The sequence below is a fragment of the Telluria sp. ZB4P37 genome (genome assembly GCF_059685855.1).
Genome location: NZ_JCASID010000001.1, coordinates 440,874 through 453,824 on the forward strand (window position 1 = coordinate 440,874; position 12,951 = coordinate 453,824).

The 12,951-nt window shown below is 67.3% G+C and carries 11 protein-coding genes; 7 read left to right on the forward strand and 4 right to left on the reverse strand.

What is annotated here, in order from left to right; all coding sequences use genetic code 11:
- Window positions 1-11 precede the first annotated feature (11 nt).
- The 5 genes from AC56K1_RS02275 to pncB all read left to right on the forward strand — a co-directional run bounded on the left by AC56K1_RS02275 (window position 12) and on the right by pncB (window position 6,108).
- Entirely contained in the window at window positions 12-524 is a 513-nt protein-coding gene (locus AC56K1_RS02275) for a DUF3306 domain-containing protein (RefSeq protein WP_497156212.1), read from the forward strand.
- Window positions 521-2,188 carry a 4Fe-4S binding protein gene (locus AC56K1_RS02280; RefSeq protein WP_497156213.1) on the forward strand — a complete coding sequence of 556 codons (1,668 nt, stop codon included), beginning with the start codon at window positions 521-523 and terminating at the stop codon, window positions 2,186-2,188. Before AC56K1_RS02275 ends, AC56K1_RS02280 begins: the two co-directional genes overlap by 4 nt.
- 268 nt (window positions 2,189-2,456) lie before the next feature.
- The gene (locus tag AC56K1_RS02285) at window positions 2,457-4,139 is read left to right on the forward strand and encodes an AMP-binding protein (RefSeq protein ID WP_497156214.1); all 1,683 of its coding nucleotides are present in this window, start codon (window positions 2,457-2,459) and stop codon (window positions 4,137-4,139) included.
- Window positions 4,140-4,388: 249 nt separating this feature from the next.
- Complete coding sequence (locus tag AC56K1_RS02290) at window positions 4,389-4,892, forward strand: SET domain-containing protein (RefSeq protein WP_497156215.1); 504 nt, start codon at window positions 4,389-4,391, stop codon at window positions 4,890-4,892.
- Window positions 4,893-4,902: 10 nt separating this feature from the next.
- Window positions 4,903-6,108: a nicotinate phosphoribosyltransferase gene (gene pncB, locus AC56K1_RS02295; RefSeq protein ID WP_497156216.1), complete on the forward strand. Its 1,206-nt coding sequence runs from the start codon at window positions 4,903-4,905 to the stop codon at window positions 6,106-6,108.
- A 33-nt stretch (window positions 6,109-6,141) separates the two neighbouring features.
- Here pncB and AC56K1_RS02300 read toward each other — a convergent pair whose 3' ends face one another.
- Complete coding sequence (locus AC56K1_RS02300) at window positions 6,142-6,528, reverse strand: hypothetical protein (RefSeq protein ID WP_497156217.1); 387 nt, start codon at window positions 6,526-6,528, stop codon at window positions 6,142-6,144.
- 252 nt (window positions 6,529-6,780) lie between these two features.
- Between AC56K1_RS02300 and AC56K1_RS02305 the strand changes: the two genes are divergently transcribed.
- Window positions 6,781-7,530, forward strand: coding sequence for a GAF domain-containing protein (locus tag AC56K1_RS02305; RefSeq protein WP_497156218.1), 750 nt, complete (start codon window positions 6,781-6,783; stop codon window positions 7,528-7,530).
- Window positions 7,531-7,617: 87 nt separating this feature from the next.
- Window positions 7,618-8,076, forward strand: coding sequence for a DUF4019 domain-containing protein (locus AC56K1_RS02310; protein WP_497156219.1), 459 nt, complete (start codon window positions 7,618-7,620; stop codon window positions 8,074-8,076).
- A gap of 1 nt (window position 8,077) precedes the next feature.
- Here the strand turns inward: AC56K1_RS02310 and AC56K1_RS02315 are convergent, their stop codons facing one another.
- The 3 genes from AC56K1_RS02315 to AC56K1_RS02325 form a co-directional block, all read right to left on the reverse strand.
- Window positions 8,078-9,271, reverse strand: a complete 1,194-nt coding sequence (locus AC56K1_RS02315; protein WP_497156220.1) for a DNA topoisomerase IB — start codon at window positions 9,269-9,271, stop codon at window positions 8,078-8,080.
- Window positions 9,272-9,356: 85 nt separating this feature from the next.
- Window positions 9,357-11,618: a hybrid sensor histidine kinase/response regulator gene (locus tag AC56K1_RS02320; protein ID WP_497156221.1), complete on the reverse strand. Its 2,262-nt coding sequence runs from the start codon at window positions 11,616-11,618 to the stop codon at window positions 9,357-9,359.
- Entirely contained in the window at window positions 11,615-12,775 is a 1,161-nt protein-coding gene (locus AC56K1_RS02325) for a pyridoxal phosphate-dependent aminotransferase (protein ID WP_497156222.1), read from the reverse strand. Before AC56K1_RS02325 ends, AC56K1_RS02320 begins: the two co-directional genes overlap by 4 nt.
- Window positions 12,776-12,951: the final 176 nt, after the last annotated feature.

A 12,951-nucleotide genomic window follows, 5' to 3' on the forward strand; every position in this document is an offset into this window, starting at 1 on the left:
CGGAGCAGCCAATGTCTGAAGAAGGATTCTTCCGGCGCTGGGCGCGCCTGAAGTCCACCGGGCCCGAGGACGAGCCCGGGGCGGGGCATGCTCCGGCAGCGGCGCCGCCCGCGCACGGCGCCGGATTACCGGCACCGCACAGCGCACCACTGGCAGGCCAGCCATCCGGTTCATCGGACGCGGTGCAGACGCACCCCCGGCCGCTGCCCACCCTCGAAGACGCCGCCCGGCTCACGCCGGACGGCGATTTTTCCGCCTTTGTCGGCAAGGGCGTCGACAAATCGGTGCAGCGCCTGGCCCTGAAGACCCTGTTCGCCGACCCGCATTTCAATCTCATCGACGGGCTCGACGTGTACATGAGCGACTATAACAAGGCGTCGCCGCTGGCACCTGGCATGCTGGCATCGCTCCAGCATGCGCAGGGCCTGGTGGCCCGGCTGCTGGACGACCAGCAGAAAGACGCAGAAGAAAAGGCGGCTGCCGAAGGCGAGGCGCCGCCGACCACCGAACAAGGGATCGCATGAATATCCGTTTCACCGACACTCCACCCCTCGACCCGGTACAGGACGGGCGCGATGCCCAGGCGCGCAGCGCCGCCGTCCTCGCGCTTGATTCCATTCCCGTGTTCGAGGCCTCGGTTACCGTCGACTACCGCTCCAGCGGACGCACACTCGTCGTGGGTTCCGCCGCGAACGCGCTGCCCTGGGCCGACCGCCTGGCCGGCATGCTTCCGGTCACCGTGCTCCTGCTTGACAACCAGGACAGCATGCCGCTGCGGCCCTACCCGGTGCACATCGCGCGCACCGTTGCCGTGGCCGGCTGGCTCGGCTCCTTCGAGGCGCGCTGGCAGGCGCCGGGCCAAGCCGTGGAGCAGGGCCGCTTCGACCTGGTGCTGGATCTCAGCCCCTCCCGCCTGATCCCCAGCCACCAGCGCCCCAACGGCTATTACGCGCCCGGCTACGACGACGCCGCGCGCGAGCAGGCCGTCGACACCATGCTGGAGATGGTCGGCGAATTCGAGAAGCCCAAGTATTTCTCGTACAAGGAACGCATCTGCGCCCACGGCCGCAACGGGCAGAAGGGCTGCACCGCCTGCATCGACATCTGTTCGGCCGCAGCGATTCTTGGTGACGGCGACAAGATCAAGGTCAATCCCTACCTGTGCGCCGGCTGCGGCGCCTGCTCGACCGTCTGTCCGACGGGCGCGATCAGCTACGCTTTCCCGCCGGCGGCGCTGACCGGCAAGCGCATCCAGGCGGCCCTGCGTTCCTACCGCGAAGCCGGCGGCCAGCAGCCGGTCCTGCTGCTGCATGATCCGGAGCACGGCGCGGCGCTGCTCGCGCAAATAGGCGATGCGATCCCGGGGCGGGTGATCCCGCTGGCGCTGCAGCACACTGCGTCCACCGGCATCGACGTCTGGTTCGCCGCGATCGCCTATGGCGCCTCCGGCATCTCGGTCCTGATGACGGGCCACGAGGCGCCCCAATACACCGCTGCCCTCGACCAGCAGATGGAGATCGCCCAGGCCGTACTCGACGGCCTCGGCTACGACGGCCCGCACCTGCAACTGCTGCGGGTCGACGCTCCGGAAGAACTGGCGCTGGCCCTGCGCCACGCGCCGCGCGGCCTGGTCCCGAGCGAGCCGGCCGCCTTCCACCTGGCCAACGACAAGCGCAACACGCTCGACTACGCGCTCGACCATCTGCACCGCCACGCGCCCCAGCGCCCCGAGCAGGTGGCGCTGCCGCCCGGCGCGCCCTTCGGCGCCATCGAGGTCAAGCGCAGCGCCTGCACCCTGTGCATGTCCTGCGTCGGCGCCTGCCCGGCAGGCGCGCTGCAGGACGGGCAGGGCGCACCGCTGCTGCGCTTCATCGAGAAGAACTGCGTCCAGTGCGGCCTGTGCGCCACCACCTGCCCGGAAAATGCCATCACGCTCGCGCCGCGCCTGTCCTTCATGGAAACGCGCAACCAGCCGGTGGTGCTCAATGAAACCCAGCCCTTCCACTGCATCCGCTGCGACAAGCCCTTCGGCACCTTGCAGATGGTCGAGAACATGCTGGGCCGCCTCGGTTCCCACCCTGCCTTCGCCGGCCACCTTGACCGCCTGCGCATGTGCGGCGACTGCCGCGTGATCGACATGATGGAGCCGCGCGACGAGATGCGGGTGACGACCCTGCGGCGCGATTGACTGGGTTGCGAGCGCAGCACCTGCCGGACAAGGTGCATCGTATTGCCCCGCAGGGGGGCAGGGCCACACGATCCAGTGAACTGTATGGCGCCCACGAAGCGGCATGCCGCCGTTCCGTGTGGAGCCGCCCCCCTACAAAAGCCCGCACCGCAAAATCCCCCTAATGCTCCCACCACCCATCCAAACAATGGCAGAATAGCCACGACACCCCTGCCGGCACCGCCCCATCCGCGTCCGCCCGCACATGACCCAGCGACCAGGAGATCCCATGACGCCAACCCAGCGCTTCGTCCAAGCCCGCGACTTCCTGCAGCAGCACCGGCTCGACTACGAGACCGCTTATCGCGGCTACCAGCCGCCCCAGCTCGACACCTTCAACTGGGCGCTCGATTTCTTCGACCAGCAGGCAAAAGACAATCACGCGCCTGCACTGTGGGTGGTGGAAGAAGATGGCTCCGAGCGCAAGATCTCGTTTGCCGACATGGCCTCGCGTTCCTGCCAGGTGGCCGAATACCTGCGCCAGTGCGGCGTGCGGCGCGGCGACCGGGTGCTGCTGATGCTGCCGAACCGGGTCGAGCTGTGGGAGATCATGCTGGCCGGGATCAAGCTCGGCGCGGTGCTGGTGCCCACCACGATGCTGGTCTCCGGCGCCGACCTGCAAGACCGCCTCGAGCGCGGCCGCATCAGGCACGTCGTCGCCCAGGCTTCCGAGGCCCCCAAGTTCGAGACGATGCAGGGCAGCTTCACCCGCATTGCGGTCGGCGGCAAGCCGGACGGCTGGCACGATTACGAGGAAAGCCGCGACATGGTGTCGGTGTTCGACTCGAAAGGCGAAACCCGCGCCACCGATCCGCTGCTGCTGTACTTCACTTCCGGCACCACGGCCAAGCCCAAGCTGGTGCTGCACAGCCACCAGAGCTATCCGGTCGGCCACCTGTCGACCATGTACTGGATCGGCCTGCAGCCCGGCGACGTCCACTGGAACATCTCCTCGCCCGGCTGGGCCAAGCATGCCTGGAGCTGCTTTTTCGCACCCTGGAATGCGGGCGCCACCATCTTCGTCTACAACTACGAACGCTTCTCGAGCAAGGCGGCGCTCGACACCATTACCCGCTGCGGCGTGACCTCCCTGTGCGCCCCGCCCACGGTCTGGCGCATGATGATCCAGGAAGACTTAAGCAAGTGGACGCCCCCGCTGCGCGAGCTGGTCGGCGCCGGTGAACCGCTCAACCCCGAGGTGATCGAGCAGGTCGAGAAGGCCTGGGGCATCCGCATCCGCGACGGCTTTGGCCAGTCGGAGAGCGCCGCGCAGATCGGCAATTCGCCCGGCCAGCCGATCAAGCCCGGCTCGATGGGCCGGCCGCTGCCGGGCTACAGCGTCACGCTGCTCGACATCGACGACGCGCCAGCACAGGAAGGCGAGATCTCCCTGAAGCTCGACCCGGCCCCGCTGGGCCTGATGATGTGGTACGAGGGCGACGAGGAAAAGACCGCCAACGTCATGCGCGCGGGCCACTACCATACCGGCGACACCGCCACGGTCGACCAGGACGGCTATTATTTTTATGTCGGCCGCAACGACGACGTCTTCAAGTCGTCCGACTACCGCATCAGCCCCTTCGAGCTCGAGAGCGTACTGATCGAGCACGACGACGTGCTGGAAGCGGCGATCGTGCCCAGTCCCGACCCGTTGCGGCTGTCGGTGCCCAAGGCCTTCGTCACCCTGCGCCAGGGCGTGGCCCCGAGCCGCGAGGTAGCCGCCTCGCTGTTCGCCTTCGCGCGCGAACGGCTCGCACCCTACCAGCGCATCCGCCGCATCGAGTTCCGCGAGCTGCCAAAAACCATCTCCGGCAAGATCCGCCGCGTCGAACTGCGCAAGGAAGAAGCCGGCCGCGGCGACGGCGCGCAGCAAGGCCTCGAATACCGCGAAGAAGACTTCACCGCTTCATGACCAGCGGCGACGAAGTCGATCACCGTAGCGTGGGCAGGTAAAACAGTCCACTGGACTGTTTTACCTGCCCACGCGTTCAAACAGTGTGAGCGCCGCCTGCGGGCATCCGAAAGCCGCGCGTCGATCAGAGCAAACACTGATTACCGAAGTGTGCGGCACCCCCGCCCGCATTCCCTCCATAATAGTGATCATTCCCACAACACGCGCCAACCCCGCCCCGTGGCCCCGCACCGCTCCCGAATCCCATCGATGACAACCACCAGACCCGCCGCCGCCAAGCTTGAGCTCTCCTACGAAGTCCGCACCTCCCCCGTTCACGGTAAGGGCGCCTTTGCGCTGAAACCCATCGGCGCGGGTGAGCGCATCATCGAATACCGCGGCGAGCGTATCACCTGGGACGAAGCGACCCAGCGCGCGCAAGACGCCGGCGGCCCGATCAACCACACCTTTTACTTCACGCTGGCCGACGGCCGCGTGATCGATGGCGGCAGCCGCGGCAACGCGGCGCGCTGGATCAACCACGCCTGCTCGCCCAACTGCGAAGCCTTCGAGGACGAGGGCCGCGTCTACATCCACGCCATGCGCGACATTGACCCCGGCGAGGAGCTGAACTACAACTACGCGCTGATCTATGACGAGCGCCACACGCCGGCCCTGAAGAAACTGTTCGCCTGCCGCTGTGGCACGCCGGGCTGCACCTGCACCATGCTTGCCCCGAAAAAGCGAACGAAGAAGCCAGCGGCGACTGCCTGAGGGACACGCAATGACCCCTGTCGTGCGCAGCCTGCTCGAAACCGACCTGTATAAATTCACGATGTGGCAGGCGCTGCTGCACAGCCACCCGGGCGCCGATGGCGAGTACGAGTTCCGCTGCCGTAATCAGCCGGCCTATCCGCTGGCCGAGCTCAAGGACGACATCGAGCGCGAGCTCGACCACCTGTGCTCGCTGATGTTCACGGAAGAGGAAGTCGACTACCTGCGCGGCCTGCGCTTCATCAAGAGCGACTTCGCCGATTTCCTCACGCTGTTCCGCTTCCAGCGCAAGTTCATCGAGGTCTCTACCGACGGCCCGCACCTGCGCATCCGCGCCACCGGCCCGATCGTGCACGTGATGGGCTTCGAGATCTTCGTGCTCTATATCGTCAACGAGCTGTACTTCCGCCGCTTCGACCGCGAGGCGGCGATCGTCGAGGCGCGTGTACGGCTGCAGCAGAAGATCGACGAGCTGCGCGCCTTCGATTCGGAGCCCAAGCGCGCCACGCCCTTCGAATTCTTCGATTTCGGCGTGCGCCGGCGTTTTTCAGGGGAGTGGCAGGACGAAGTGGTGGCCACCTTGGCGCGCGAGCTGCCGCAGTTCTTCAAGGGCACCTCGAATGTGCACCTGGCGCGCAAATACGGCCTGGTGCCGATCGGGACCATGGCCCACGAATACCTGCAGGCCTACCAGGCCTTCGGGGTGCGCCTGCGCGACTTCCAGAAGGCCGCGCTGGAAGACTGGGTGCAAGAGTACCGGGGCGATTTGGGCACGGCGCTGACCGACGTGGTCGGCATGGATGCCTTTTTAAACGACTTCGACCTGTATTTCGCCAAGCTGTTCGACGGCCTGCGCCACGATTCAGGCGACCCGGTGGAGTGGGGCGAGAAGGCACTGGCGCACTACGCCCGCCTGCGCATCGACGCGCGCACCAAGCGGCTGGTGTTCTCGGACGGGCTGACGGTGCCCAGGGCGCTGGAGCTGTACCGCCATTTCGCCGACCGCACCATGCTGGGCTTCGGCATCGGCACCAAGCTGACCAACGACACGCCTTATCCGGCGCTGAACATCGTCATGAAGCTGGTGCGCTGCAATGGGCAGCCGGTGGCCAAGCTGGCCGATACGGCGGGGAAGTCGATGTGTACCGACGAGACCTTCCTGGCGTATTTGCGGCAGGTGTTCAACCACCCCGAGGGCAGTCGAGCTGTGGGCTGACCTATGCCGCAAGCGCTGCGTGCTCGTTTGAATTTACGCGCTGTGGGCCAGCCGGCGCATGCCACGTTGCTCGGTGTCCTCCAGCTGGAAGGTATTCACCACCGCCGCCAGCTCCGCCGCCTGCGAGCGCAGCGACAGAGCGGCCGCTGCCGCTTCTTCGACCAGCGAGGCGTTTTGCAGCGTCATTTCGTCCAGACGGGCGATCGCGTCGTCCACGCGCTCGATGTCCGCGCGCTGCGAGCCGGTGGCGGCGCTGATGTGGCCCATGATGTCGGTGACGCTGTGCACGCCGTCCACCACCTTGCGGATCGTCTCCCCGGCTTCGCCCACCCTGGGTGAGGGCGGCGGCCTGGGTTTCGGTGCGCTCTGGCGCCGCAGCGGGCTGCATTCCTCGACCAGGAAGCTTCCGAAGGCATCCATGTCGCCGCTGCTGCGGAACGCCCTTGGTCGTGCAAGCTCGCGCGCCATCGGCTTCTACCCAATCCGCCGGTGCCTGCGCTAATCATTGATTGAAATATTTAGGTAAATTGCGGTGATCTTAAGCAATCTATTTCTCACAACATAATTTAATTTGACGGAACTGACAATATCTCAGCGCAATATCGAAGAAATTCCGTTTTTATAGGGAATTTCGGCAGATCGGCTATACTGTCCGCACACATAGGATTGCGCATGCCAAGCAAGTTCACCGAAGAAGACCCTATCCTCACCACCAGCGCCGCGGCGCGGATGTTGGGCGTGGCGACCAGCACTGTCCAGCTATGGATGGAAAGCGGCGCCATCGCGTCCTGGAAAACGCCGGGCGGGCACCGCCGCACGCGCCAGAGCACGATCGCAGCCATGCTCGAGCGTGCAGGACCATTGTCGGGCTCCCTGTCCGGCGAATCGGCCGCGCCCGTGCCTACCGATCCCGAATTCCTGGCGTCCGGAGGCGAAGCCTATCCTGTCGGTCCCGACGAAGCGCGCCGCCTGGCGGCGCTCGCGGCCAGCGGCATGATCGACAGCCCGCCGGAAGAGCGCTTCAACCGCATCGTGCGCCTCGCGGCCACGGTGACCGCCTCGCCGATCGCGCTGGTGTCGCTGCTGACGGCGCGGCGCCAGTGGTTCAAGGCGCGGGTCGGCCTCGAACCGCAGGAGACGCCGCGCGAGTGGGCCTTCTGCTCGCACGCCATCCTGCAGGATGCGCCCTTCATGGTCGAAGACGCCGCCACCGACGAGCGGTTCCGCGACAACCCGCTGGTGCTGGCCGACCCGCGCATCCGTTTCTATGCGGGCGTGCCGCTGCGCGACCGCTCCGGCCTGCCGATGGGCACCCTGTGCGTGATCGACCGCGAGCCGCGCCGCCTGCGCGCGGCCGAACTGCAGGCGCTGTGCGACCTGGCCGACATCGCATCGAGCGAAATGCAGGCCAAGCGCGCCTGATCCCGGCGCAGGGCGTGAGAATGCGTGGATAAGGCGCGCGCGTTTCGCGCTATGCTGGCGGCTTCACTTTATCGCCGAGGACCGCCCATGAAATTCGCCGCCGCAGCCGCCCTGACCCTTGCCGCCATCTTTGCCGCGTTCGCCCTGCCGGCTACCGCCGCGCAGCCCGCCCCCGCTGCCTCCCCGGCCCTGGATGCCGCCGGCACCGCTGCGGCCAACGGGGCCGCCCTTGACTTCCTCACGCTGCTCGACGCCGGCAAGTTCGGCGATTCGTGGAGCCAGGGCGCGGTCCTGATGCGCGGCGCGGTGCCGCAAGACCAGTGGAGCGGCGTGGTCGGCTCGATGCGCAAACCGCTGGGCGAGGTCAGGTCGCGCAAGCTGCTGTCCTCGACCCATACCCGCAGCCTGCCCGGCGCGCCGGACGGCGACTACGTGGTCGTCCAGTACCAGACCGAGTTCGCCAACAAGGCCAGCGCGGTCGAAACAGTCACGCCAATGCGCGAGCCGGACGGCAGCTGGAAAGTGGCGGGCTACTTCCTGAAATAAGTTAGGCGTTGGCGCCGGCCACGGCCTTCTGGCGCGCCGGCCTTGACGGTGCACGCGTGGCCTTCCTGGGCCTGGCCTTGCGCTCTCGTTCCCGTTTCTGCTCTTCTTCCTGCTCGTGGCGCAGGCGCTGCTGCAGCATGGCCAGCACCGCGGCTTCCTCGGGCTGCAGCGCGTGCAGGTCTTCCTGCAGCTGCTGCTCGGTGCGTTCGCGCAGCACTTCCAGCACCGTGCCTTCCAGGTAGGAATCCAGCACCGCCGGGTGCACATAGCACTTGCGGCAGATCGAGGGCGTGTTGCCGAGCTTTTCGGAAACCGACTCGATCGCCCGCACGATGTTCTTCCTGGCCTGGGTCTCGGAATCGAATTTCTCGAATTCCTGCAAGGCCAGCGCCGCCAGCACGGTGCCCGACCAGGTGCGGAAATCCTTGGCGGTGTATTCCTCGCCGGTGATGGCGCGCAGGTAGTCGTTGACGTCGCTCGAATCGATGCTGCGGGTCTCGCCCTGGTCGTCCACGTACTGGAACAGTTCCTGGCCGGGCAGGTCGCGTGCCCGGGCGATGATCCTGGCGAGGCGGCGGTCCTGCACCTTCACCTTGTGATAGACCCCGCTCTTGCCCCGGAAGCGGAATTCGACGGCGCCGCCCGCGACGCTGACATGGCGGTTGCGCAGCGTGGTCAGGCCGAAGGATTTGTTGGTGCGGGCATACTCTTCGTTCCCGACCCGCATCATGGTCGCTTCCAGCAGGTAGACGATGGTGGCCAGCACCTTCTCGCGCGGCAGGCCGGGAAGGCTAAGCGCGCGGTCGACTTCGTTGCGGATGGCCGGCAGCGCATTGCCGAAGTTGAGCATGCGCTCGTACTTCACCTCGTCGCGCACGGCGCGCCATTTGGGATGGTAGCGGTACTGCTTGCGGCCTTTGGCGTCGCGCCCGGTGGCCTGCAGGTGGCCGTTGGCCTGGGGGCAGATCCAGACGTCCGTCCAGGCCGGGGGAATCACCAGCGACTTGATGCGCGCCAGCGTGGCCTCGTCGTCGACGGACTCGCCCGCGGCGTCGAGATAGCGAAAAGCCTCGCCCGCCTTTTCGCGCCGGATGCCGGGGCGGTCGTCCATGACATAGCGCAACCCGGCTGCCCTGGCGGCGGCGGGCGGGTCGCTGAGCGGGTTTTCGGCGGTGGCGTGGTCTTCGCTGTGCATGACGGGGCTTCCTCGCATTGGGTCGCCCCGATCCTACGCCGAACGGGGCGGGCGCACCGTTAGCGAACTCACCTTGCCGCCAGCCTCAGGCCGGGCGCTGTTCGGTGACCGAGCCTGCCTGGGCCAGCAGTTCGCTCAGCTGCATGGTATTGACCGGCTTGACCATGTAGTGGTCGAAGCCTGCCTCGCGCGCGGCGTCGCGGTCCTGCTGGCGCCCGTAGCCGGTGGCGGCCACCAGCATCGTCCCGGCGGTCTGCGGCAGGCGGCGCAGGCGGCGCGCCAGTTCGTTGCCGTCCATGTCGGGCAGGCCGATGTCGAGCAGGCAGACCTGGGGCGCGAACACCTTGGCCACCTCCAGCGCGTCAAACGCGTTGTAGGCAATCTCGACCCGGTGCCCGGCCGCGGCCAGGAACAGGTTGAGGGTGTGGGCGGCGTCGAGGTTGTCGTCCACCACTAACACCCGCAGCGGCGCGCTCACCGTGGCTGCCTGGCGCACGGCTGCGTCGATCGAGCTCTCCACGTGCTGGGTAAAGCGCGGCAGGCGCACGGTGAAGCTGCTGCCCTTGCCTGGGCCGGCGCTGGCGGCGCCGACGCTGCCGCCGTGCAGCTCGACCAGGGTCTTGGCCAGCGCCAGGCCCAGTCCCAGCCCGCCCTGCGAACGGTCGGGAGTGCGCTCGGCCTGGGTGAACAGGTCAAACACGCGCTCGACCAGCGAGGCTTCCATGCCGATGCCGTCGTCGCTCACCACGAGTACGTAATCGTCGCCGGCGCCGGCGCCGTCGTCGGCTGCGCGCAGCGTCAGCTGGATATGCCCGCCCTCGGGCGTGTACTTGGTGGCGTTGTTGAGCAGGTTCGCCACCACCTGCACCAGCCGCTTGTGGTCGCCCTTGACGTTGGCGGGCGCCGGGGGCAGGTCGAGCACCACCTTGTGGCGCCGCGCCGTGATGAGAGGGCGGATCTGCTCGGCCGCGTCGTCGACCACGTGGCGCAGGTCCAGCACCTGGGTCGAGAGCGACACCAGGCCGCGCGTGACGCGCGAGACGTCCAGCAGGTCGTCCACCAGGCTGGTCATGTGCTCGACCTGGCGCGCGATGATGGCGCAGGTCTGGGTGATCTGGGCGTTACCCGAGTGCAGCAGCTTGAGCAGGTGGGCCCCGGTGCTGATCGGCGCCAGTGGGTTGCGCAGCTCGTGCGCCAGCATCGCCAGGAATTCGTCCTTGCGCTGGTCGGCCGCGCGCAGTTCGCGTTCGGCCAGGCTGCGCGCCGCTTCCTTCTTCTGCAGCGTGGCGGCCATCTCGTCGAGGGCCGCGCCCAGGCGCCCGATCTCTTCGCGGCCATAGGCGATGCCCGAACGCGCTTCCAGATCGCCGGCGGCGATGCGGCGCGCCGTGTCCATGAGCTTGCGCACGCGCTGCACGATCAGGATGTCGCCCGCCAGCCAGGCCGCCAGCAGGGCCAGCATGGTGGTTACGCCCAGGCCCAAAAAATTCATCCACTGGGCGTCGCGCGCCTCTTCGGTGATGACCCCGAGCGGCACGCCGATGGTGACCGTGTATTCGGACAGCGAGGGGCCGCCCACGCGCGCAAAGGCGTGCAGGCGCTCGATGCCGTCCTCGCCGCGCAGGACCACGGCGTCGTGGGCCGTGCTGCGCATGGCCGCCAGCAGGGCGGGGCTGACCTTCTTGCCGAACCATCGCTCCGGGTCCGGGCGGCGCGAGATGATGGCGCCGGAAGAATCCGCGGTTTCCAGGATCGAGCCGGCCGGCAGGTTGATGTCGTTGACAAAGGTATCCAGCCCGGCCAGGTCCATGGCCGCGAATACCACGGCCACCACGCGGCCGGCGCGGTCGATCACCGGATAGGTGAGGTTGATGGTGTGCTTGCGGATGACCCGCCCGAAGATGTAGTCGCCGGCGATGAAGCGGCGTTCGGCGATGGCGCGCTTGAAGTGGCGGCGGTCGCCCAGGTTAACCGGGTGCAGCATCGGCACGGCGCTGCAGGTAACGTCGCCATTGAGCTGGATGAGGCCGAAGTTGACATAGCCTTCGTTGCGGTCCAGGACGTCCGCCAGCAGGGCGTTGCAGCGCCCGCTTTCGCCCATCAGGTCCGGCACGCTCACCAGGTCGACCAGGATCTGGCGCGCGCGCTCGATCGACTGCGCCTCGTTGGCCGCGGCCAGGCCGGTGAGGCGCTGCAGGTTTTCCTGCGAGGCGCGGATCGCCGTTTCGCGTTCGCGCACCCCGCCCAGCACCGTCATGACGGCGATGGGCGTAATCGCCAGCGCGACCAGCAGCATCAGGCGGCTGCGCAGGCTGTTCAGGCGCAGGCGGGGCAGCGGGAGGGTCATCGGACACCGGCGCCGCGATAGCGCTCGCCAAAGGAGATGATGCGCCCGACGCCTTCGCGCAGCGTGTCGATGTCGTCGGCGATGTAGCCGATGCGGATGAAGCCCGGCACGCCCAGTGCATCGCCCGGCATCAGGGCCACACCTTCCTCATCAAGCAAGGCATCGGCGAAGCCGCGGCTGTCGTGGGTCAGCGCGCGGATGTCGCCCCACAGGTAGGGGCCGGAGTCGGGCGCCTGCATGACGATCCAGGGAAGTTCGCGCAGCAGGTCCATCACCAGGTCGCGGCGCGCGCGGTAGTCGTCCAGCATGGCCGGGGGACATCCTCCGGAAAAGGCAGCGGCGGCCGCGACCTGCGCCAGGTGCGAGGCCGCCGCCGTGATCGGGCCCTGCAGGGTCTGCATGGCCGATACCAAGGGCGCCGGGGCAAGCGCGAACCCGACCCGCCAGCCCATCATGGCATAGCTCTGGGAAGCCGAGAACAGCGTGACCACGCCCAGCGCGCGCCAGTCGCACAGCGCCGCCAGGCTGAGATGACGTCCGGTAAACAGCAAATGCTCGTAGCTCTCGTCGACGATGACATGGGTCCCGGTGCGCTGCGCCCAGTCGCGCACCTGTCGCAGTTCGGCCGCGGTGTACACCTTGCCGGTCGGGTTGTGCGGATTGTTGATGATAAGGACCCGCGCGGGGCCAAGGGGGTCCAGGCTGCGTGCGGTGAGCTCGGCCGGCAGGTCGGCCAGTATGGGACGCAGACCGAGCAGCCCGGCGGTCGCGACATAGGCCGGCCAGTGCGGGCGGAAGACGATCACGGCGTCGCCGGGATCGGTCAGGGCGTGCAAGGCCTGGTACAGGGCCTGCTTGGCGCCATTGGTGACGATGACTTCGCCGGGGAGGGCCTCGATCCCGTTCTCGGCCTGCAGCTTCGCGCACAGCACCTGGCGGATGGGCATCGCACCGCCCACGTCGGTGTACGGCATGATCCGCTGGCGCTTGATTTCCGAGGCGACGGCGTCGAGCACCCCGGGCGGGGCCGGGAAATGGGAGATGGCGATCGAAAAATCGATGACGTGCTTGCCCGCGAGGCGCAAGGCTTCGGCGCGGCCGTGCATGGCCGTGGTGGCCAGCGGGCGGGTATGAGCGATGCGGTCGGAAATTTTCATCGAAGCGAGTGCCAAAAAAGTCGCACCGGGGGCGGACCGTGAAACAAGTTTCTCTATTGTACTAAAAAGCCGGCACGGCGACGCACGCTTGCCGGGTTTGCCCCGCATTTAGTTTCGTCCAATGCCAGAACGCTTAGTTGACACTTGAAGCATCCGCCCATGTAATATATGCGCAA

Coding starts and splice junctions, on each gene's coding strand:
- AC56K1_RS02275 (WP_497156212.1), top strand. CDS start 12: ATGTCTGAAGAAGGATTCTTCCGGCGCTGGGCGCGCCTGAAGTCCACC.
- AC56K1_RS02280 (WP_497156213.1), top strand. CDS start 521: ATGAATATCCGTTTCACCGACACTCCACCCCTCGACCCGGTACAGGAC.
- AC56K1_RS02285 (WP_497156214.1), top strand. CDS start 2,457: ATGACGCCAACCCAGCGCTTCGTCCAAGCCCGCGACTTCCTGCAGCAG.
- AC56K1_RS02290 (WP_497156215.1), top strand. CDS start 4,389: ATGACAACCACCAGACCCGCCGCCGCCAAGCTTGAGCTCTCCTACGAA.
- pncB (WP_497156216.1), top strand. CDS start 4,903: ATGACCCCTGTCGTGCGCAGCCTGCTCGAAACCGACCTGTATAAATTC.
- AC56K1_RS02300 (WP_497156217.1), bottom strand. CDS start 6,528: ATGGATGCCTTCGGAAGCTTCCTGGTCGAGGAATGCAGCCCGCTGCGG.
- AC56K1_RS02305 (WP_497156218.1), top strand. CDS start 6,781: ATGCCAAGCAAGTTCACCGAAGAAGACCCTATCCTCACCACCAGCGCC.
- AC56K1_RS02310 (WP_497156219.1), top strand. CDS start 7,618: ATGAAATTCGCCGCCGCAGCCGCCCTGACCCTTGCCGCCATCTTTGCC.
- AC56K1_RS02315 (WP_497156220.1), bottom strand. CDS start 9,271: ATGCACAGCGAAGACCACGCCACCGCCGAAAACCCGCTCAGCGACCCG.
- AC56K1_RS02320 (WP_497156221.1), bottom strand. CDS start 11,618: ATGACCCTCCCGCTGCCCCGCCTGCGCCTGAACAGCCTGCGCAGCCGC.
- AC56K1_RS02325 (WP_497156222.1), bottom strand. CDS start 12,775: ATGAAAATTTCCGACCGCATCGCTCATACCCGCCCGCTGGCCACCACG.